Below are 20,651 nucleotides of genomic sequence, written 5' to 3' on the forward strand. Positions count from 1 at the left end.
GGCCAAGCCGCCTAAGACAGTTCGGCGATGCGGAAGAACCCTCCTGCCGTACCGGGTGCCGCACTCGTCAGGTACAACCGCACGCTGGTCGTCGTCACCGGGTCGAACGTGATGGTGCTGGGCGCGCCAGACTCTCCCGCCCAGGCCACGTTCAGCCCGGTCACCGGCACGTACCTCGTGCCGTCCCAGTACCGGACGCCGATCTCCTTCGGCAACGCGTAGACACCGCCGGTCGTGAACGTGGCGGTGAGCTTCTCGACCTTGCGCGCAGCCGAGTTCAGCGCCACCCAGTCGGTGGCGTGCGACAGGCTGGTCGCCGCAAGCTGCGGGGTCTGGGCCTTCGTGTAGAAGTTCGACCACGCCGTCTCCGGCTTGCCGTCGATCATGTGCTGGGGCAGCGTGGCGGCCGCGCCGGAGTAGGACGCGTCGGCGGGAGGTGACGCCGGTGCCGCACCGAGCTTCGCGGTCACCTGCGCGCCCCTGGTCACGATCGCGAGCGCTTTGCCCTGGTAGGCGTGGCGCACCGGGGACGTGAAGTTCTCCCGGTCCTCCTGGCGGCCGTTGTCGGTGCCGACGATCCGTCCGCTTGCCCCGAAGGTGATCTGGTTGTCCGCGGACGGCACCACGGTGCCCTGCGCGTCGACGACGGTCGCGGTCACGTAGTCGAGTTCCTTGCCGGGAACCGTCTTCAGCTCGACGCGTGCCGGCGCGCCCGCAGTGCGCACGGTGTCGGTCGCGACCTGCTTGCCTGCCTTGCGCGCCACCGCCGTGAGCGTCCCCCGTTCGAACGGAACCGTCCACTCCAGACGGAGGTGTCCGGTACCGCCGTTCGGGCTCGTGTAGCTGCCGCCGGGGTACGTCCTGTCGTCACCGGACGGTTCGTCGGTCTCCAAATAGCTCTTGCCGTACGTGGTCTTCTTGGTCTGGAACGACTTCGTGCCGAGCGTTCGGCCGTTGAGGAAGAGCTCGACCTCGCCCGCGTTGCTGTAGGCCCACACCCGCACGCTCTCGCCCGGTTCGTGGTCCGTCCAGTTCATCGGCAGCAGATGCACCATCGGCGTCGTGGACCACTGCGACTGGTAGAGGTAGAACTGGTCCTTCTCGAACCCGGCCGTGTCGACGGCACCGAACAACGAGGACCGCACCGGGAAGACACCGCTGTACGGCGTGGGTTCACCGATGTAGTCCTGACCGGCCCAGACGAACTCCCCAGCGAGGAACTTGCGGTCGCGGTCCTTCTTCAGCGCGTGCTCGCCGCTGGACGCCCAGCTGACGATGTTGTTGTCGTAGGAGGAACTGCCCATCCTGCCCGGCGTGTAGTCCTGGCCGGTGTTCTTCTGCTGCGGGTCGAGGTAGACGCCGCGCGACGACGTGCTCGACGACGACTCGGACTCGAAGAAGAACGTCTTGGGGTACTTGGCGTGCAGGGCGTCGATGGACTTGGGGCTGTTGTAGTTCAGGCCGACGCCGTCGAGCATCCGCAGGATCTGGTCCTGCGCCGAACCGTCCGCGGGCACGCTGGTGTAGCTGTGCGAGCCGATCACGACCGGCCGGGTGCGGTCGATGGCCTTGATGTCGTCGATGAGCCTGCGCGCGATCGGCACACCGATCTCGGTGGAGGTGCCGTCGGGGATCTCGTTGCCGATCGACCACATGATCACCGACGGCGAGTTCTTGGCCGCGTGCACCATTTCCCTGATGTCGGCGTCACCGTGCTGGTCGAAGAACCGGCCGTAGTCGTACTTCCGCTTGGGCGTGTGCCAGGTGTCGAACGCCTCGATCATCAGCAGCAGGCCCAGCTCGTCGCACAGCCGCACGAACTCGGGCGCCGGCGGGTTGTGCGAGGTGCGGACCGCGTTGACGCCCATGCGCTTCATGGTCTGCAGCTGCTGCCGGATGCCGTCCTCGGCGGCCACCGCCCCGAGCGCGCCGAGCGAGTGGTGCAGGTTGACGCCCTCGAGCTTCATGCCCTTGCCGTTCAACGAGAAGCCCTCGGCGGGGTCGATCTCGAACCAGCGGATGCCGAACCGGGTGCGCACGGTGTCGCTGTTCACCCTGGTGACCAGCGTGTAGAGGTAGGGCTTGACAGTGGTCCACAACGTCGGCTTCGTGACGCGGAGGGTGCGCCCGGACGCGACCACCTTGCCGTCGGCGTCGAGCACCTCGTGGGTGACCGTGCCCTTGCCCACGACCTCGGTCTTCACGTCGATGTCGGCGTATCCCGCGGGGTAGGTGGTCTTCAGGTTCGGAGTCGTCACGAAGACGCCGTGCCGCGCGACGTGCACGGGTTCGGTGACTTCGAGGTGCACGTTGCGGTAGATGCCGCTGCCCGCGTACCAGCGGCTGCTCGGCGCCTGGTGCACGACCTTGACGGCGACGACGTTCGGTTTGCCGTCGGTGTGCACGAGGCCGGTCATGTCGACGTTGAACCCCGTGTAGCCGTACGGGTGACTGGCGGCGAGCTTGCCGTTCACGTAGACGTGGGAGTCCATGTAGACGCCGTCGAACTCCAGGGAGATCTGCTTGCCCTTGGTGGTGGACGGCAGCGTGAAGGTCTTGCGGTACCAGCCGAGGCCCGCCTGGTAGTAGCCCTCCCCCGCCGCCGCCTGCGCTGTTGGGTCAAGCTCGATGCTCCAGTCGTGCGGCAGGTCGAGCCGCCGCCAGGCCGAGTCGTCGTACCCCGGTTCGTACGCCTTCTCGTAGGCGCCCGTGGGATCGGTGGCGCTCGCCGTGTTCACCAGCTTGAACCGCCAGTCGCCGGTGAACAGCGTGGTGCGCGGAGCCGCGGCGGCGCTGGTGACCGGGATGACCAGGCCGAGGACAACCACCAGAACGAAGAACAGACGCCGCCAAGACATCGGATCTCACCCCTACACCGGAGAGCTGGTCTGAATGTTCTAGCGGTTAGATGTAACCTGGTCTAGACCAAAAAGTTACATTCACCCGATGACTGTTCACGTCCTAGGATGTCTGTCATGACTGAGACGGCGAAACGACGCCCCGGACCGCGGATCGAGGAGGTCGCGCGGGTCGCCGGGGTCTCGAAGTCGACCGTCTCCCGGGTCATCAACGACGAGCAGTACGTGAGCACGAAGTCCCGGGACGCCGTGCACGCGGCGATCGCCGAGCTGGGCTACTCCCCCAACCAGGCGGCGCGCGCTCTCGCGGGCAACCGGGCCAACGCCATCGCGCTGGTCGTCTCCGAGCCATCCGGCCGAGTGCTCTCCGACCCGTTCTTCGCGGGCGTGTTGCGCGGGGTGCACGCCGAACTGGCCGGACGCCACCTGCAGCTGTTGCTGATGATGAGCCAGCCGTCCGACACCAGTGACCTGGTCGCCTACCTGAGCAGCGGCCACGTCGACGGCGCGTTGCTGGTCAGCCTGCACGGCGACGACCCGCTCGTGCCGATGCTGCACGAGATGGGCCTGCCGGTCGTGTCCGGCGGCAGGCCACTCGGCACGACGTCCGTGCCGTTCGTGGACGCCGACAACTTCACCGGCGGGCTCGAGGCGGCGCGGCACTTCGTCTCGCTGGGACGCAAGCGGATCGGCACGGTCGCCGGACCGAAGGACATGGCCGTCGGCGCGGACCGGCTCAGCGGGTTCAAGCGCGGGCTGGGCGAGGCGAAGCTCTCCGCCGAGGTCGTCCACGCGGACTTCACGCCCGAGAGCGGCGCGCGGGCGATGGAACGCCTGTTGGACAAGGCACCCGATCTCGATGCGGTGTTCGTCGCAGCGGACATCATGGCGTTGGGCGCATTGCAGGTGCTCCACGCGCACGGCAAGCGCATCCCCGGCGACGTCGCCGTGATCGGGTTCGACGACTCGGTGTTCGCGTCGAGCGCGTCGCCGCCGCTCACCACGATCCGCCAGGACGTCGAGGAACTCGGCCGCACGATGACGTGGCGGCTGCTCGCCGAACTGGCCGGCGAGGCGGGGCTGCCTCCGTCGTTGCTGCTGCCGACGACTCTCGTCAAACGAGCGAGCGCGTAACAACCTGGGAGCGTTCCCAGAAATCTGGCCCGTAACTTCTTGACACCCTCATGTCGTGCGGTTAACACTCCACGAAACTTCTGGGAGCGCTCCCAGAATCTGTCCGCCGAGACCGAGGGAGTTCTCCCGTGCGCCACCGCAGTTGGGTCAGCGTGCTTCTTCTGTTAGCCGCCACCACCTCCGCCTGTTCGTCGTCTGGCGGGACCACCCAGGACGGCAAGACCGAGCTGACCATCGCGACCTTCAACGAGTTCGGGTACGAGGACCTGCTCCCGGAGTACGAGGCAGCGCACCCGGACGTCAAGATCACGCAGCGCAAGACCGGCACCGCCGACCCGCACCACAAGAACCTCTTCACCAAGCTCGGGGCGGGATCCGGCCTGGCCGACATCGAGGCCATCGAGGAGGGCTACCTCGCCCAGGTGATGTCCAAGGCCGGCCAGTTCAACGACCTCAAGGAGATCGGTCCTCAGATCGAGGAAGGTCGCTGGCTGAAGTGGAAGTACGACGCCGTGGTCAAGGACGGCAAGCTCGTCGGCTACGGCACCGACATCGGCCCGATGGCCATGTGCTACCGCAAGGACCTGTTCGACAACGCCGGCCTGCCGTCGGACGCGGAGTCCGTGAAGGCGATGTTCGCCACCTGGGACACCTACTTCGCCGCGGGTGACAAGTTCATGACGAAGGCCAACGGCGCCGCGTGGTTCGACAGCGCCGCGCAGGTCTTCAACGCCATGCACAACCAGCACGAGCTCGGCTACTTCGACAAGCAGGACAAGCTCGTCATCGACACCAACCCGGCTGTCAAGGCGGACTGGACCGCGGTCACCGGCGCTGTCGCGAAGGGACAGTCGGCGAAGCTTCCCGCGTGGAGCAAGGAGTGGGAGGCCGGCGTCAAGGCCGGTGCGTTCGCCACGAAGACCTGCCCCGCGTGGATGCTCGGTGGCATCGAGAAGCTGGGCGGCCCCGAGGTCAAGGGCAAGTGGGCCGTGACCGAGGCGTTCCCCGGCGGTGGCGGCAACTGGGGCGGTTCGTACCTGACCGTGCCGAAGCAGAGCAAGAACGCGAAGAAGGCCGCGGAGCTCGCCGCCTGGCTGACCGCGCCGGAGCAGCAGATCAAGGCGTTCAAGTCCAAGGCCACGTTCCCGAGCCAGGTCAAGGCGCTCACCGACCCCGCTCTGCTGGAGTCGTCGAACGCGTACTTCGGTGACATCAAGGTCGGCGCGCTGTTCGCCGCGCAGGCCCAGAAGATCACGGCCGCGCAGTACAAGGGCCCGACCGACGGTCAGATCCAGGACACCGTCGTCAGCGCGGCGCTGCTGTCCGTCGAGCAGGGCAAGAGCACCGCGGACGACGCGTGGAAGACCGCCGTCGCGGAGGCACAGAAGGTAGCCAAGTGACGGCTTTGCTCACACGGCCGGACCGCGAGCGGGTCGAGGAGACCCGCCCGCGGTACCGTCTGTCCACATTGGACACCAAGGTCTCCCCCTACCTGTTCGTCGCCCCGTTCTTCGTGCTGTTCGCCGCCATCGGCGTGTTCCCCCTGCTGTACACGGCCTACGTGTCGTTGTTCGACTGGGAACTGGGCGCGGACGACGCGAAGTTCGTCGGCGCCGACAACTACATGACTTTGCTGGGCGACAGCCAGTTCTGGAACGCGCTGTTCAACACGTTCAGCATCTTCCTGCTGTCGACCATCCCCCAGCTGATCATCGCGGTGCTGCTCGCCTCTCTGCTCAGCGCCAACCTGCGGGGCAAGACGGGGTGGCGGATGGGCGTGCTGCTGCCCTACGTCGCGTCGATGGTCGCGTTGACGATCATCTTCGGGAACCTGTTCGGGCCGCAGTACGGCCTCGTCAACGACGTGCTCACGTCGGTCGGCCTGCCGGCCATCGACTGGCAGGCCAGCACGTTCGGCAGCCACGTCGCCATCGCCTCGATGGTCAACTGGCGGTGGACCGGGTACAACGCGCTGATCGTGCTGGCCGCGATGCTGGCGATCCCGCGTGAGGTGATCGAGGCTTCTGTGGTCGACGGCGCCGGTCCGATCCGGCGGTTCTTCAGCATCACGCTGCCGATGCTCAAGCCCACGCTGATCTTCGTGATCGTCACGTCGACGATCGGCGGGCTGCAGATCTTCACCGAGCCGAAGCTCTTCGAGCCCGCCGGCGGCAGCGGCGGCGGGTCCGTGCACCAGTACCAGACCGTCGTGCTCTACATGTACCAGTCGGGCTTCCAGCAGTTCGACCTCGGTTACGCGTCGACGATCGCCTGGATGCTGTTCCTGATCGTCATTCTGGTCGCCGGGCTCAACTTCTGGCTCACGAGGAAGTCGGTGCGATGAGGCGTCCATCCTTTGTGGTCTACGGAGTGCTGGCCGCGTTCGTGCTCGGCTCGGCTTTCCCGCTGTACTACTCGTTCCTGGTGGCGAGCCGGGACAACGAGGCGCTGACCGGGGACTTCACCCTGATCCCAGGAGGGAACTTCTTCTCCAACGCGGCCAGGGTGCTCGACACGATCCCGTTCTGGAAGTCGCTGGCCAACAGCTTCATCGTGTCCGGCACGGTGACGCTGTCGGTGGTCCTGCTGTCGACGCTGGCCGGGTTCGCCTTCGCCAAGCTGCGGTTCCGGGGCAGCAACGTGCTGTTCCTGTTCGTGGTCGCGACGCTCGCGGTGCCGACGCAGCTCGGGATCATCCCGCTGTACATGGCGATGGCGGAGTTCGGCTGGGCCGGCGAGCTGGAGGCCGTGATCGTGCCGAACCTCGTCACCGCGTTCGGCGTGTTCTGGATGCGGCAGTACCTGGTCGACGCCATCCCCGACGAGCTGGTCGAGGCGGCGCGGATGGACGGCTGCAGCCTGTGGCGGACGTTCTGGCACGTCGCGCTGCCCGCCGCCCGGCCCGCCGCCGCGATGCTCGGCGTGTTCACGTTCATGCAGTCCTGGAACGACTTCCTGTGGCCGCTGGTCGTGCTGAACGCCGACAACCCGACGATCCAGGTGGCGCTGGAGAAGCTGCAGAGCGGCTACTACGTCGACTACTCGCTCGTGCTCGCCGGAACCACTCTGGCGACTGTTCCGGTTCTGATCGTTTTCCTCGTGCTCGGGCGGCAGATCGTCGCGGGTGTCATGCAGGGTGCTGTGAAGGGGTGAAGGTGGAGAACATCGCTTTCCCGAACGGGTTTTTGTGGGGAGCCGCCACGGCTGCGTTCCAAGTGGAGGGTGCGACCGACGTGGACGGCCGCACCGACTCCATCTGGGACGCGTTCTGCCGCTTGCCCGGCAAGGTCGTGGGCGGCCACACCGGCGAGCCGGGTGCCGACCACTACCGCCGGTTCGAGCAGGACGTGCGGATGATGGCCGACCTGGGCCTGCAGGCCTACCGGTTCTCGATCGCGTGGCCGCGCGTGCGACCGGACGGCGGCGAGGTCAACCAGGCGGGCCTCGACTTCTACGGCCGGCTCGTGGACACGTTGCTGGAGCACGACATCAAGCCGTGGCCGACGCTGTACCACTGGGACCTCCCGCAGAAGCTGGAGGACACCGGCGGCTGGGCCAACCGGGACACCGCCTACAAGTTCGCCGAGTACGCCGAGTCGGTCGTCGGGGCGCTGGGCGACCGCATCGACGGGTTCACGACGCTGAACGAACCGTGGTGCGCGGCGTTCCTCGGCTACGCGGCGGGCGTGCACGCGCCGGGCCGCACCGAGCCGGACGCCGCCGTGGCCGCGGTGCACCACCTGCTGCTGGCGCACGGCCTGGCGGGCGAGGTGATCCGCGGTGCCGGCAAGGAACTCGGCATCACGCTCAACATGTACCCGATCATCCCGGCCGACCCGTCGTCCGACGCCGACCGGGACGTGGCGCGGCGGCTCGACGGCCTGCAGCAGCGGATCTTCCTGGACCCGTTGCTGAACGGGCAGTACCCGGCCGACATCGTCGAGGACCTCGAGCCGTTCGGGTTCTCGTCGGTGGTCAAGGAGGGCGACCTCAAGACGATCTCCGGTCCGCTCGACATGCTCGGCGTGAACTACTACACCGAGCACTACGTCAGCGCTTCTCCCGGCGAGACCGGGCCGTCGCCGTGGGTCGGGGTCGGTTCGCACTCGTTCCCGCGTCGTGACGCGCCGGTCACCGACATGGGCTGGGAGGTGCGGCCGGACGGGCTCACATCGGTGCTGCTGCGGGTGCACAACGACTACCCGTCGGTTCCCTTGTACATCACCGAGAACGGTGCCGCGTACCCGGACCAGCCGGGAGTCGACGACGCGGAACGCACCGAATACCTGGCCTCGCACCTGAGGGCCGCGCACACCGCCATCGCCGCCGGTGTGGACCTGCGCGGGTACTTCTGCTGGTCGTTGATGGACAACTTCGAGTGGGCCGAGGGGTACGCGAAGAGGTTCGGCATCGTCCACGTGGACTACGACACGCAGGTGCGCACGCCGAAGATGAGCGCCCACTGGTTCTCCGCCGTGGCGCGCAGCAACGCAATCGCGTCATGACCCAGCGCCCCGGCATCGACGAGGTCGCCCGGTTGGCCGGGGTGTCGAAGTCCACCGTGTCCCGCGTGCTCAACGGAGCGCCACACGTGAGCGCGCGGGCACGGGACGCGGTGCGGCGGGCAGTCATTCAGCTCGACTACACGCCGAACCAGGCTGCACGGTCGTTGGCGGGTCATCGCGCCAATGCGATCGCGCTGGTGGTGTCCGAGCCCAGTGGCCGCGTGCTGGCAGACCCGTTCTTCGCGGGGGTCATGCGCGGGGTGCACGCGGAACTGGCCGGGCACCGCACACAGCTGGTCCTGATGATGAGCCAGCCGGGCGACGTCGGCTCGTACCTGACCAGCGGGCACGTGGACGGCGCGCTGGTGATCAGCCTGCACGGCCACGACCCGCTGCTGTCGTTGTTGCACGACAACGGTCTGCCGGTCGTGGCCGGCGGGCGGCCACTGGCGGGCGGCCCGGTGCCGTACGTCGACTCGGACAACTTCACCGGGGCGGTGGAGGCGACGCAGCACCTGATCTCGCTGGGCTGCAAGCGGATCGCGACCATCGCCGGTCCCTCGGACATGGCGGTCGGGCTCGACCGCCTGTCCGGATGGCGGCGGGCGATGTCCGGCCGTCGCACGGACCTGGTGGCGTACGGCGACTTCACGCCGGCGGGAGGGGCGTCCGCGATGACGTCGTTGCTGTCGCGGGAGCCCGAGCTGGACGCGGTGTTCGTGGCCGCGGACATCATGGCTCTCGGCGCGTTGCAGGTGCTGCACGCGACCGGGCTGCGCGTGCCGGACGACGTGGCGGTGGTGGGGTTCGACGACTCCATGCCCGCGGTGCCACCGTTGACGACGGTGAGGCAGGACGTGGAGCGGTTCGGGCGGATGCTGACGTGGCGCCTCCTCGCCGAGATCGAGGGCGAGGAGGGGCTGCCGCCGTCGGTGCTGCTGCCTACTTCGCTGGTGGTGCGGACCAGCGCCTGACCAGCTCGATCACCTCGTCGACGTGTTCCTCGTGCGTGCGGTGGCTGAGCACGCAGATCCGGAGCGTGAACTCGCCGCCGAGCCTGGTGCTGGACAGGAAGAACCTGCCGGAGTCGTTGATCGCTTTGAGGAGCTGCTCGCTGTTCGCGCTCCGGAAGACCACGACGGTGAGATCGGACGGCAGCAGCTCGATGTTCTCGATCTTGGCCAGCTCGGTGCGGAGGTGGTCGGCGAGGTCGTGCTTCTCGTCGAGCGCGTCGCGGAACGCCTTGACGCCGTGCAGGTGCAACGGGAGCCAGACGCGCAGGCCGCGGAACTCCCTGGTGAGCTCGGGGCCCAGGTCGGAGTAGTCGGGGACGCCCGTGCCGTGGTCGAGGTCCTGCAGGTAGTCGCCGTCGGCCACGTGGGCGGCGCGGAGCTTGGCCTCGTCGCGGACCAGCAGGACGCCGGTGCCGTACGGGAGGAAGAGGCTCTTGTGCGGGTCCCACGCGATCGAGTCCGCCTTGCCGATGCCGTGCAGGATCGCCCGGCCTCGTTCGGTCAGCTGGAACGCGCCGCCGTACGCGCCGTCCACGTGGAACCACAGGGATTCCCGGTGGGCCAGGTCCGCGATGTCGTCGAGCGGGTCGACGATGCCGGTGCTGGTGGCGCCCGCCGTGCCGATGATCAGGAACGGGCGCAGGCCCTGTGCGCGGTCGTCGGCGATCATGGCTTGAGCTGCCTGGACGTCCATGCGCAGGTGTGCGTCGGTGGGGACCTGGCGGATCCGTTCGGGCGGGAAGCCCGTGATGTGGGCGGCTTTGGCCACGCAGTGGTGGGTGTGTGGGGTGACGTAGATGGTGCCGTTGGGGTCGTGTGCTTTGAGGCGGTCCTGACGGGCCGTGTGCACTGCCGAGAGAGTGGCCAGCGAGGCGCCGGTCGTGAAGATGCCGCCTGCCGCGGGTGGGAGGCCGAACTCGTCGCAGAACCAGCGGATGATGCTGTGCTCCATCGCGACCAGTGCGGGGGCGGTGGAGGCGACACCGGTGAAGCGGTTGGTGGCCTGGGCGGCGAACTCGGCGAGGACCGAGCTGTAGAGGCCGCCCGCCGGGAAGTAGGCGAGGTAGCGCGGGCCGGCGGTCTCCACGGCCTGGCTCGCGGCCGCGGCGAACTGGGTGAGCAGGTCAGCGAGCTCGCCGGGGGTCTCGGCCGGCGCGGGAGGCAGGAGTGCCGTGCCCGGCGCCGAGGCGGGCGCGGCCTCCAACCCCTCGATGAACTCGTCGACGAAGGCGGTCACGGTCTTCGTCCATTCGGCCCTGGTCTCGCGGTCCGGCTGCAACATGAGCACACGGTACGAATCTCACTGCGCCCGGTGCTCGCGGGATTCCGTCCTGCAGTTCTCACTGCCGCCGCCACGGCGTGTCCAGCGCCATCCTGCCCTCCTGCGGGTGAAAGTGTTGCGCCCTTTGGGTCAACCTAGCGTGAAAGCGCTCTCACGGAAGGGGTGCGTCTCAGCTCGGTCCGACGGAAAGGGTTACATCGGTGATCATCGACTCTGCGTGACACGGTTGGCCTGTTTTCACTCGAACGGCACAATCTCGCGGCACTCTCGGTAACACCTGGCGTGGTCCTTCGATGGTCCTGCCGTACGAACCCACCCGAGGGAGTGCGACAGTGATCGAGAACTCGGCCGCCGGACTGGTGATGGTGCCCGGCGAGGTGACGGTGACCGTCACCGGCGAGGAGCACCACCAGGACGTGCTGGCCCGCTACTCCGTGCCGGACGGGGTGACGCGGCAGGTCGCCGTGCACCTGACGTGGTGCATGATCGCCGCCGGCAAGTACTGCGGTCAGCGCGGGATCGAGGTGCGGCTCGACGGGTATCGCGTCGGTGAGCTGACTTTCCTGATGTCGCAACGGTATGCGCCCGTGCTGATGCACGTGGAGTCCGGTGGCGGGGCGACCGGGTGCCCGGCGTTGGTCCAGCGCGGCGCCAACGGGTCGCTGCAGATCGTGCTGCGGATGCCGCGCGAGATTCCTCGTGGCGCGGTGGTGCCGGTCGTGTCCGCGCGCAAGTCGTGGGTGAAGCCGGTGGCGATCGGTGCGGCCAGCCTGTTCGGGTTCCTCTTCACCATGGGCATCATCGGAGCCGCGATCGGCGGTTCTCCGCAGGACAAGGCCGCTGCGCTGACGACGACCGCGGCCGCCGCCGCGACTACGACGGTGGCACAACCGTCCATCGCGTCGTCGACCACGACCACAACCACGACGACAACGACCACCACGACGACGACCACCACTCCCCAGGCGGTCGCACAGCCGAAGCCGCAACCCCAGCCACAGCCCCAACCCAAGCCGCAGCCTCAGCCCGCGCCGGTTCCCGCCCCGGCTCCGCAGCCGAAGTGCGACCCGAACTACAGCGGGTGCGTGCCGATCGCGTCCGATGTGGACTGTGCGGGCGGCAGCGGGAACGGGCCCGCGTACGTGGCGGGCCCGATCCGCGTCATCGGCAGTGACATCTACGGGTTGGACAGCGACAAGGACGGCATCGCCTGCGAGTGATCAGCGCTGGACGAAGACGCTCTTCGCCTTGAACGTGATGTCGGGCTGGCCGGTCTTGCCGTCGATCGGGTAGGGCCGGCCGGTGCAGTTGGTGCTCGCGAACAGTGACGCGGTCTTGGTGCTGTTGTTGTAGGCGGAGCGAATGCGGTCGCCCCAGCCGTGTGCCGCCAAGTCGACGCACGCCGAGGAACCGAGCGGCGAGACGTTGAACCTGGCGCCCTCGTAGTTGATACGGTCCCACGCGCAGAACGCGTCGGTGAACGTGCAGTCCGGTTCGGCCGCCTGAGCGGCGGGCGTGACGGCGAGACCTGCCAGAGCGCACAGCAAAACAGCGATCTTCTTCATGAGTCCTCCCCAGTTTCCCCTTGTATTGCACCATTCCCGGGTCACTGGGCGGGGTCAAGGCTTTCGCCGTACCGGTTTCTATTCGCGTTCGTAGGGCGTCTTCTCCCCTGCCTCGACCTCGAACGGCAGATGGTTGCCCGCGGGAGGCAACGGGCAGGTGGCGAAGTCGGTGAACGCACACGGCAGGTTCGTCGCGCGGTTGAAGTCGAGCAGCACCTTGCCGTCGACCGGGGTTGCCGCGAGAGACCGGTTCGCCGCGTAGGTGGTCACGCCGCTGGTGGCGTCGGTGAAGAGGATGTTCAGGCCGCCGTTGCGTCCGTTGAACGCCGTCAGCGTGTGCTCGGCGCCGTTGTGCGTGAACCGCACACGCCCCGGTGCCTCGTACACGTGGCTAAGGCCCTCGACGACCGCACCGACGGTCGTGGGGATTGGCTCGTCGAACGGTTCGTACACGCCTTCTAGCACCCACTGGTCCTGCGGCTCGTACGACGGCACACCGCGGAAGTTGCGCAGCACCTCGGCCTTCGGATCGTGCACGCGGATCAGGTAACCGCCCCGGCGCGCGATCTCGATCTCCACCTCGCCCGCCTCGACGCGCGTGCCCGGACCGCTCTGGACGAGCTCGAACCGCTGCGGTTCTCCCCCGTTGCGCCAGTAGGCCGCGTCGTCGTCTTGCCACCACTCGCCCGGTAGGCCGTCATAGGCGCGTGGGCTGGTCTCCAGCCAGTCGAGCGAGACGAGCGCGAGCCACCCGTACGGGTCGGCCAGGCTCTTCTCCCGGTCCGTCTTCCAGGTCTGCCAGTCCTCCGCGAAGCTCATACCCGTTCCAACGACAGGCCCGGGGCCTTGCTTCCCCTTCCCGCGGAATGGGAAACGAGAGCGTCGCCGAGTTCGGTGCGGGCGTAGACGACGCTGCGCCCGTGCCGTTGCGAGGCCAGCAGACCGGCGTCGCGCAACGCCCTCAGGTGCTGGTTGACGGCGGAGGTCGTCACGCCGGCGCGCCGCGCGATGTCGGTGGACGACCGCGGTTCGCCCAGCTCCGCCAGCAGATCCGCCCGGACCTGACCCAGCACGCCGGCCAGAGCAGCTGGACCACTCGGCCGGCCGGTCTCCCACAACGTGCCCGCGCCGCGGGCCGCGTAGATCAGCAACGGCGGTGCGCCGGGGTCCACGGGCACGGCCGTGCGCAGCGCGAACAGGCTGGGCACCAGCGTCAGCCCCTGCCCGCGCGCCTCCACCCGCCACGGGTCCACGCCCTTGATCAGCACCCGCACGACCGGGCTGACGAACGTGATCCGTTCGGAGATGCCGGACAGCATCGTCGCCAGGCCGTGCTGGACCATCTCGCGGCCGCGGAACGCGATGTCCGCCTCGAGGATCGCGCGCATCCGGTCCCAGCGCCCGGCGAACGCCACCTCCCAGTAGTGCTCCACCGCGGCGAGCATCCGTTCGCGGTCACGCAGCACCGCGGGCACTTCTCCGAGCACCGCGCGGAAGTCGCGTCGCATCGTGCGTGCCGGCACCTCGCGGAGTGCGGCGAACTCGTCCTCGAACCGCGTGAACGGTGTGACCGGGCGGGGGCTGAGGAAGTCCGGCGTCCACCCGCGCTCGTTGGACAGGGCCAGCAGAACCTCGGTGTCGACGCCGCGAACCCGGCGGGCGAACGGCAGGTGCATCGGGTGGCGCGCCGGGTTCTTCAGCACGCGCAGGCTCAGTGTGAGCTCGTTCAGCGGTGACACGGCGAACCGCACGTCGACCAGGTCGGACTCGCCGAGCACGAACTCGATCATGTAGCACAACGCTACATCAGTTACCCGGGAAGAGCAGCCGCCGACAAGCTTCCCAGCCATGTGGACCGACCTGCGCCTGGCGATGCGAATCGTGGACCAGGCCTCGCGAATGGCAGCACTGGCGTTCGACTCGGACACCGTGCACGTGCGGTACAAACAAGATGGCAGCGAGGTCACCTCGACTGATTTGGCCGTGGAGGACCTGGTGCGCCGGCGGCTGGCGGAGGCGGTGCCCGACGACGGTGTCGCCGGGGAGGAACGCCCGGAACGGCGCGGGGTGTCCAGCCGGCGCTGGCTCGTCGACCCGATCAGCGGCACCGCCGACTTCGTGCGCGGGCGGCCGACGTACTCGGTGGACCTCGCGATGGAGGACGAACACGGCCCGGCGCTCGCCGTGTCCGCGTTGCCGTCCATGGGAGTCACGATGGCGGCCGGGCGCGGCATCGGGTGCCGGGTGATCACACGCGACGGTGAGACGCCCGGCCGAGTGTCCGTCCGGGACTCGGTGGACGGTGCGCGAGTGTGTCTGCACGGCAAGAGGAAGCCGGCGCTGAAGCACTGTGTCGTCGTCGACGGCGACGTGTCGGTGCTGCGGTTGGTGACCGGCGAGGTGGACGCGGTGTTCGCATCGGGGGTGGACCAGTTCGATCTGGCGTGCCTGCCGGTGCTCGTGGAGGAAGCCGGCGGGCGCGTCACGATGATCGAGGAGGACGTCGTGCTGGCCACCAACGGTGTCCTGCACGGCGCCTTCCTCGCCCTCCTGGAGACCCACCTGGGAGTCGAACCCAGTCCTCCGGCTTTGCAGACCGTCACACGACCGTCGTGACGTGGGTCGGGATCGCGCGTCCTGGTGTTGAACCAGGCACCCCGGGCTTATGAGACCCAGGTGACCACCGGATCACGCGCGATGGGGCGACCGACCGGACTCGCACCGGCTTCGACCAGGACCACAACCTGGCGCCTCGACTACTTCGGCTTCGGTCACAGCTGCCCGTCGAGGACTCGAACCTCGATCTCCGCGTCCAGAGCGCGGCGTCCGTGCCAATTGGACCAACGGGCAACAAAAAAGCCGCCTCGTCGCAGCGGCGACGGGACGGCTCCCCGGGACATGAGTCAGCTCATGCCGAGGAGCACCAGCGGTGCTGATGACACATGTGTTGCATCACGGCTGGCTCCCTTCTCCGGTTCGTCGAGAACCACTCTGACGGATGACGCCGACGTGCCGCAACGCATTATCAGGGCGTTGCAAAAGCTTGCAGGATCGCCTCGGATTCTGCGGAACTCCTCATGTTGACTTGCGGAAAACTTTTGCAACGTCTTTCCTGGACCGCTGACACACCCCAGCGGAAGGCAAGGACCATGTCCCAGGACTGGTGGCGGCACGCCGTCATCTACCAGGTCTACGTGCGCAGCTTCGCCGACTCGGACGGCGACGGCGTCGGTGATCTGCCCGGCATCCGCTCGCGCCTGCCCTACCTGCGCGACCTGGGCGTGGACGCGGTGTGGATCACGCCGTTCTACGCGTCGCCGATGGCCGACGGCGGCTACGACGTGGCGGACTATCGCGCGGTGGACCCGCAGTTCGGCGGACTCGACGACGTGCGCGCGTTGGTCGACGACGCGCACGGGCTCGGTATCCGGGTGATCGTCGACATCGTGCCGAACCACAGCTCCGACCAGCACGCGTGGTTCCAGGAGGCGCTGGCCGGGCGTGGGCGTGAGCGCTACATCTTCCGCGAGGGTGTGGGAGACCGGCCTCCGAACGACTGGGAGTCGGTGTTCGGCGGGCCCGCGTGGACTCGGGTGGCCGACGGGTCCTGGTACCTGCACCTGTTCGCGCCCGAGCAGCCGGACCTGAACTGGGAGCTGCCCGAGGTGCGCGCGGAGTTCCGCGACGTGCTGCGGTTCTGGCTGGACCTGGGCGTCGACGGCTTCCGGGTGGACGTGGCGCACGGGATGATCAAGGCGCCGGGGCTGCCGGACATCGGGCACGCAGACCAGCTGAAGCTGCTGGGCACGGAGGCGTTGCCGTTCTTCGACCAGGACGGTGTGCATGAGATCCACCGCGAGTGGCGCGCCGTTGTCGACTCGTACCCCGGTGAGCGCGTGCTCGTGGCGGAGGCGTGGACGCCTTCTGCCGAACGGACGGCGCTGTACCTCCGTGATGACGAGATGCATCAGGCGTTCAACTTCCACTACCTGACGGCGCAGTGGTCGTCCGAGGCGTTGCGGGCGGTGATCGACTCGTCGTTGGCTGCCGTGGCTCCTGTTGGCGCGCCTACTACCTGGGTGCTGTCGAACCACGACGTGCAACGGCACGTGACGCGGTACGGCGGTGGTGAGACCGGTGTGCGGCGGGCGCGCGCTGCTCTGGCGTTGATGCTGGCGCTGCCGGGTTCCGTGTACCTGTACCAGGGCGAGGAGCTCGGGCTGCCCGAGGTGCTGGACCTGCCGGACGAGGTGCTGCAGGACCCGATGTGGGAACGCTCCGGGCACACCGAACGCGGTCGGGACGGCTGCCGCGTGCCGCTGCCGTGGACGTCTTCCGGTCCCTCGCTCGGCTTCGGTTCCGGTGGGTCGTGGCTGCCGCAGCCCGCGGACTGGGCCAAGCTCAGCGTCGAGGCGCAGGCGGGCGACCAGGACTCGATGTTGTCCTTCTACCGCAACGCTTTGCGCATCCGTCGCGGGCACCCGGCACTGGGTGCGGGCGAGGGCGTGACGTGGGTGGACGGCCCCGCGGACGTGCTGTGGTTCGAGCGCGACGGCTTCGCGTGCGCGGTGAACCTGTCCGGTGAGGTCGTCGCGCTGCCGGATCCGGGCGCGGTGCTGCTGGCGTCGTCGTACTACGGCGTGCGCGACGGGCAGCTGCTCCTTCCGCCCGACACCGCGCTGTGGTGGGAGATCTGACCCGAACCTCCGCTGGACCTGCCAGTTCTGGTGATCGCCGAAAATTGTCAGACCTCCTGAGTAGCGTCGCCGGCATCGACTCCGGATCGAACTCAGGAGGTACGGCGGTGCGCAGGTGGGAGCTCGTCTCGGGCGGCTCGGCGAAGTTCTGGGAGATCGAGCGGGACGGTGCCTCGGTGACCGTCCGGTTCGGACGGCTGGAGACGGCCGGTCAGACCCAGACCAAGGAGCTGGCGTCCGTCGAGGCGGCCGAGGCGCACGTCGCGAAACTGGTGGCGGAGAAGGAGAAGAAGGGCTACGCCGCGGTCAGCCCGGCCGCCGCCACAGCTGAGATCGTCACCACGCCCGCGCCGGTCGTCGACGAGGACACGTGGGTGCTGCCCAAGGTCTGGCTGCGAGACGTGGTGCGGCAGCGGGGATTCGATCCGGCGCCGATGTTCTCGGTGGACCAGGAGCTGGCAGCCACCGCCAGAGGTCGGGCGATCAAGCAGGTGGCCACGCTGGATCGGGTCCTGGCCGCGCCGGACTCCCACGCGGACCTCGTGCAGGCCGCGCGGAACTACCTCGCCGGTCAGCTGGATCCCGTTGGTGCGGCGACGATCTCCATCATCACCGAACGCGACGTGGCCTCGGTGCACCACTGGATCGCCGACCACGGGCTGGCGTTCGCGATCGAGGCGACGGTGCAGAGCATCGGGATCTACTGCGGCCCGGTGTGGATCCCGCAGAAGTCGGAGTGGACCGATCCCCACCTGTACCGCTACGGCGGCATGGTGCCCGTGGGCAACGGGAGCCGGGACGCCGAGATGCTCATGGTGCTGCGGTACGCCATGGCCGTCGCCGGCGACGAGGAGCGCGAGGCCGCGGAGGCCGTGCTCGCCCGGCTGAGCCATCCCGATGCGGCGATGTTCCGCGCCTACCTGGCGACGTGGCGGTCCGACTGGTTCGACGAGGCGTGCAAGCAGCCGAACTCGGCGACCCGCTGGTGGATGCTTCCCTGCAGTGCCAGCACTTACGACGAGTTCGCGAACTCCAACACGACGGTGACCCACGGCGCGTACATCCTCCACACCGCGGCGTACGTGCTGGGGCCGGCCATCGCGCCGTTGCTCGCCAAGGAGCTGGACGACTCGTATCAGCGGGCCGACACCCGCAAGCAGGTGCTCAAGGTGCTGGCTGTGCTGCCGACCGACGAGGCGTTCACGATCCTGCTCGACCGGCTGACCACCAAGTACGTGCGCCCGGCGCTGTTGTCCGCGATGGCCGCGTTCCCGGCGCGAGCGGCCCGGCTGCTCGCGGAGCGCGCGGAGGGCGACGCCGAGCTGCGGCAACTGCTGAGCGTGCACTTGACGACGCACCCGCACCTGGAAGCGCCAGAAGGCTTCACCGCGATCGAGTCGGCCACCGTGCCGGAAGCGCAGGCGGAGGCGTTGCCGTCGCTGCTGGTGTCGCCGCCGTGGCTGCACCGCCGCCCGCCGGTGAAGCCCGTGGTGGTGCAGGACGTCCCGGTGCCCGCGCCGTCGGCCGTCTGGGAGCCCGGTGAGCAGCAGGCGTGGCTGGACGGCGCCTACTGGGGCGACCACCACGACTGGAAAGCGCTGCTGAAGGAGTACCTCAAGAACAAGAACCCCTTGAGCGCCAACCCTCTCTTCCTGATGGCCCCTGAGGACGAGGTGCGGCACCTGCTGGTGGACTGGCAGCCGAACTACGGCTGGAGCGCCGAGCGCTCGGGCAAGCGGATCGCCGCGCGGTTCGGCTTCGACGCCCTACCTCCGTTGCTGCACCTCGTCGAGTCGAACGCGAGCGCCGCGCCGGTCCTGCTGCCGTTCGCGAGTCCCGAGGTGGCCGCGGTGATGGCGGACTGGCTGGTGCGCCTCAAACAGGCCCGCCGCGTCGCCGTCGACTGGCTCGGCCGGCACCGCGAGATGGCCGCGCGGTTCCTGATCCCCGCCGCGCTGGGCGCACCGGGCGCCGAACGCCGCAACGCCGAGGCCGCGCTCCGCCAGCTGCACGGAATGGGTGTGGACGTCGCCGCGGCCGCTCCGACCGCCGAAGCGGTCAAGGGCATCGAGGCGCTGCTGTCCGTCGACCCGGTCGACGTGCTGCCGTCCAAGCTGCCCGCGATCGGCGAGTGGGCCGAGCCCCGCCTGTTGCCCCAGGTCCTGCTGCGCGACCGCAAGCACGCCCTGTCACCGGAAGCCGCGAAGCACCTGCTGATGACCGCCGCCCTGTCCAAGCAGGGCGACGTCTACGCGGGTCTGCCGATCGCCCGCGACGCGCTCGACCGCGGTTCGCTGGCGGAGTTCGCGTGGGCCGTTTTCCAACGCTGGCAGGAGGTCGGCGCACCGGCGAAGGAAGGCTGGGCTCTCACCGCGCTCGGCTGGTTCGGCGACGACTCGACCGTTCGCGCGCTGTCACCGCTGATCCGCAAGTGGCCCGGCGAGAGCCAGCACGCGAAGGCCGTGGCGGGCCTCGACGTGCTCGCGGACATCGGCACCGAGGTCGCCCTGTCCCACCTCAACAGCATCGCGGAGAAGGTCAAGTTCAAGGGCCTCAAGTCCCGCGCCCAGGAGAAGGTCGCCCAGATCGCCGCCGAGCTGGGCCTGTCCCGCGACCAGCTCGCGGACCGCCTGGTCCCCCGCCTGGGCCTGGACGACGAGGCCTCGCTGGTGATCGACTACGGCCCGCGCCGGTTCACCGTCGGCTTCGACGAGCAGCTCAAGCCCTACGTCCTGGACCCGGACGGCAAGCGCCGCAAGGACCTCCCCAAGCCCGGCGCCAAGGACGACCAGGACCTCGCACCGCTCGAACACAAGCGCTACGCGGGTCTGAAGAAGGACGTCCGCACCGTCGCGGCCGACCAGATCCACCGCCTCGAACGCGCGATGGTCGACCAGCGCACCTGGACCGCGGAAGAGTTCCACACCGTCCTGGCCGCGCACCCGTTGCTGTGGCACATCGTCCGCCGCCTGGTCTGGATCACCGACGAGGGCCTGTCCTTCCGCCTGGCCGAAGACCGCACGCTAGCCGACTCCGCCGACGACGAGTTCGTCCTCCCCGGCACCGCCACCGTCCGCGTGGCGCACCCGGTAGACCTTCAGGGCTCGCTGTCGGCGTGGGGCGAGGTCTTCGCCGACTACGAGATCCTGCAACCGTTCCCGCAGCTGAGCCGCCCACTGCACCTCTTGACGCCGGGCGAGGACTTCATGACCCGGCTGGAGAACTACAGCGAGGAGTCGTACGCGATCGGCAAGATCCTCGGCCTCACCAAGAAGGGCTGGGTCCGCGGTGAACCCCAGGACGCCGGCATCGAAGGCTGGATCACCAGGCCGTTCCCCCGCGGCGGCTCTCTGGTCGCCTCCCTCGACCCCGGCATCGCGGTAGGCGCCGTCGACTACTTCCCGGAGATCGAGTTCACCCAGCTCTGGTACTCCACCAACGGCGACGGCTACTGGTCCACCCAGAAGACCGCGCCGTCCAGCGTCGAGCTCGACCCGATCACGATCTCCGAGGTTCTTTCCGAGCTGGAATCCCTGCGGGCGTGAGAAATTGTCAGACCCCGTCGGTACGGTCCCAACAGACATCAACTCAGGTTTC

The 20,651-nt window shown here is 68.5% G+C and carries 14 protein-coding genes, 3 tRNA genes and 1 pseudogene; 10 read left to right on the forward strand and 8 right to left on the reverse strand.

Annotated features, from left to right (window positions below):
• Positions 1-11: 11 nt before the first annotated feature.
• Positions 12-2,858 carry a glycoside hydrolase family 2 TIM barrel-domain containing protein gene (locus ABZ345_RS26910; protein ID WP_359854260.1) on the reverse strand — a complete coding sequence of 949 codons (2,847 nt, stop codon included), beginning with the start codon at positions 2,856-2,858 and terminating at the stop codon, positions 12-14.
• Positions 2,859-2,975: 117 nt separating this feature from the next.
• On the opposite strand from ABZ345_RS26910, the gene ABZ345_RS26915 reads away from it, so the two are divergent.
• The 6 genes from ABZ345_RS26915 to ABZ345_RS26940 all read left to right on the forward strand — a co-directional run bounded on the left by ABZ345_RS26915 (position 2,976) and on the right by ABZ345_RS26940 (position 9,471).
• Complete coding sequence (locus tag ABZ345_RS26915; protein WP_359854262.1) at positions 2,976-3,992, forward strand: LacI family DNA-binding transcriptional regulator; 1,017 nt, start codon at positions 2,976-2,978, stop codon at positions 3,990-3,992.
• A gap of 161 nt (positions 3,993-4,153) precedes the next feature.
• Positions 4,154-5,392 (forward strand): ABC transporter substrate-binding protein, encoded by a 1,239-nt coding sequence (locus ABZ345_RS26920; RefSeq protein WP_359854514.1) that lies wholly within the window; start codon positions 4,154-4,156, stop codon positions 5,390-5,392.
• Entirely contained in the window at positions 5,389-6,336 is a 948-nt protein-coding gene (locus ABZ345_RS26925) for a sugar ABC transporter permease (RefSeq protein ID WP_359854265.1), read from the forward strand. The genes ABZ345_RS26920 and ABZ345_RS26925 overlap by 4 nt, the downstream gene beginning before the upstream one ends.
• Positions 6,333-7,145 (forward strand): carbohydrate ABC transporter permease, encoded by an 813-nt coding sequence (locus ABZ345_RS26930; RefSeq protein ID WP_359854268.1) that lies wholly within the window; start codon positions 6,333-6,335, stop codon positions 7,143-7,145. Before ABZ345_RS26925 ends, ABZ345_RS26930 begins: the two co-directional genes overlap by 4 nt.
• Before the next feature lie 11 nt (positions 7,146-7,156).
• Positions 7,157-8,497 carry a GH1 family beta-glucosidase gene (locus ABZ345_RS26935; protein WP_359854517.1) on the forward strand — a complete coding sequence of 447 codons (1,341 nt, stop codon included), beginning with the start codon at positions 7,157-7,159 and terminating at the stop codon, positions 8,495-8,497.
• A complete protein-coding gene (locus ABZ345_RS26940) occupies positions 8,494-9,471 on the forward strand; it encodes a LacI family DNA-binding transcriptional regulator (RefSeq protein WP_359854271.1) in 978 nt (325 codons plus the stop codon). The genes ABZ345_RS26935 and ABZ345_RS26940 overlap by 4 nt, the downstream gene beginning before the upstream one ends.
• Here ABZ345_RS26940 and ABZ345_RS26945 read toward each other — a convergent pair.
• Positions 9,440-10,792 carry an aminotransferase class V-fold PLP-dependent enzyme gene (locus tag ABZ345_RS26945; protein ID WP_359854274.1) on the reverse strand — a complete coding sequence of 451 codons (1,353 nt, stop codon included), beginning with the start codon at positions 10,790-10,792 and terminating at the stop codon, positions 9,440-9,442. The two genes, ABZ345_RS26940 and ABZ345_RS26945, sit on opposite strands and share 32 nt — an antisense overlap.
• 332 nt (positions 10,793-11,124) lie before the next feature.
• Here ABZ345_RS26945 and ABZ345_RS26950 point away from each other — a divergent pair, with 332 nt between their 5' ends.
• Positions 11,125-12,012 (forward strand): hypothetical protein, encoded by an 888-nt coding sequence (locus ABZ345_RS26950; RefSeq protein ID WP_359854277.1) that lies wholly within the window; start codon positions 11,125-11,127, stop codon positions 12,010-12,012.
• On the opposite strand, the gene ABZ345_RS26955 is transcribed toward ABZ345_RS26950, so the two are convergent.
• The 3 genes from ABZ345_RS26955 to ABZ345_RS26965 all read right to left on the reverse strand — a co-directional run bounded on the left by ABZ345_RS26955 (position 12,013) and on the right by ABZ345_RS26965 (position 14,207).
• The gene (locus ABZ345_RS26955) at positions 12,013-12,357 is read right to left on the reverse strand and encodes a peptidase inhibitor family I36 protein (RefSeq protein WP_359854279.1); all 345 of its coding nucleotides are present in this window, start codon (positions 12,355-12,357) and stop codon (positions 12,013-12,015) included.
• A 78-nt stretch (positions 12,358-12,435) separates the two neighbouring features.
• Positions 12,436-13,176, reverse strand: a complete 741-nt coding sequence (locus ABZ345_RS26960) for a DUF1684 domain-containing protein (protein WP_359854281.1) — start codon at positions 13,174-13,176, stop codon at positions 12,436-12,438.
• Positions 13,173-14,207: a DUF5937 family protein gene (locus tag ABZ345_RS26965; RefSeq protein ID WP_359854520.1), complete on the reverse strand. Its 1,035-nt coding sequence runs from the start codon at positions 14,205-14,207 to the stop codon at positions 13,173-13,175. The genes ABZ345_RS26960 and ABZ345_RS26965 overlap by 4 nt, the downstream gene beginning before the upstream one ends.
• Before the next feature lie 49 nt (positions 14,208-14,256).
• Here ABZ345_RS26965 and ABZ345_RS26970 point away from each other — a divergent pair.
• Positions 14,257-14,832, forward strand: a pseudogene (locus ABZ345_RS26970) (inositol monophosphatase family protein); the annotation flags it as partial.
• Positions 14,833-14,908: 76 nt separating this feature from the next.
• On the opposite strand, the gene ABZ345_RS26975 reads toward ABZ345_RS26970, so the two are convergent.
• From ABZ345_RS26975 to ABZ345_RS26985, 3 genes are all read right to left on the reverse strand, one after another.
• Positions 14,909-14,981 (reverse strand) — tRNA-Cys (locus tag ABZ345_RS26975).
• 74 nt (positions 14,982-15,055) lie between these two features.
• Positions 15,056-15,132: transfer RNA gene (locus tag ABZ345_RS26980), tRNA-His, on the reverse strand.
• A 2-nt stretch (positions 15,133-15,134) separates the two neighbouring features.
• Positions 15,135-15,207: transfer RNA gene (locus tag ABZ345_RS26985), tRNA-Gln, on the reverse strand.
• Positions 15,208-15,506: 299 nt separating this feature from the next.
• Here ABZ345_RS26985 and ABZ345_RS26990 point away from each other — a divergent pair.
• The gene (locus ABZ345_RS26990; protein WP_359854284.1) at positions 15,507-17,054 is read left to right on the forward strand and encodes a glycoside hydrolase family 13 protein; all 1,548 of its coding nucleotides are present in this window, start codon (positions 15,507-15,509) and stop codon (positions 17,052-17,054) included.
• A gap of 107 nt (positions 17,055-17,161) precedes the next feature.
• Entirely contained in the window at positions 17,162-20,599 is a 3,438-nt protein-coding gene (locus tag ABZ345_RS26995; protein ID WP_359854287.1) for a DUF4132 domain-containing protein, read from the forward strand.
• The last annotated feature ends 52 nt before the right edge of the window (positions 20,600-20,651 follow it).

Origin of the sequence: Lentzea sp. NPDC005914, assembly GCF_040629405.1 — a bacterium.
GTDB lineage: Bacteria > Actinomycetota > Actinomycetes > Mycobacteriales > Pseudonocardiaceae > Lentzea.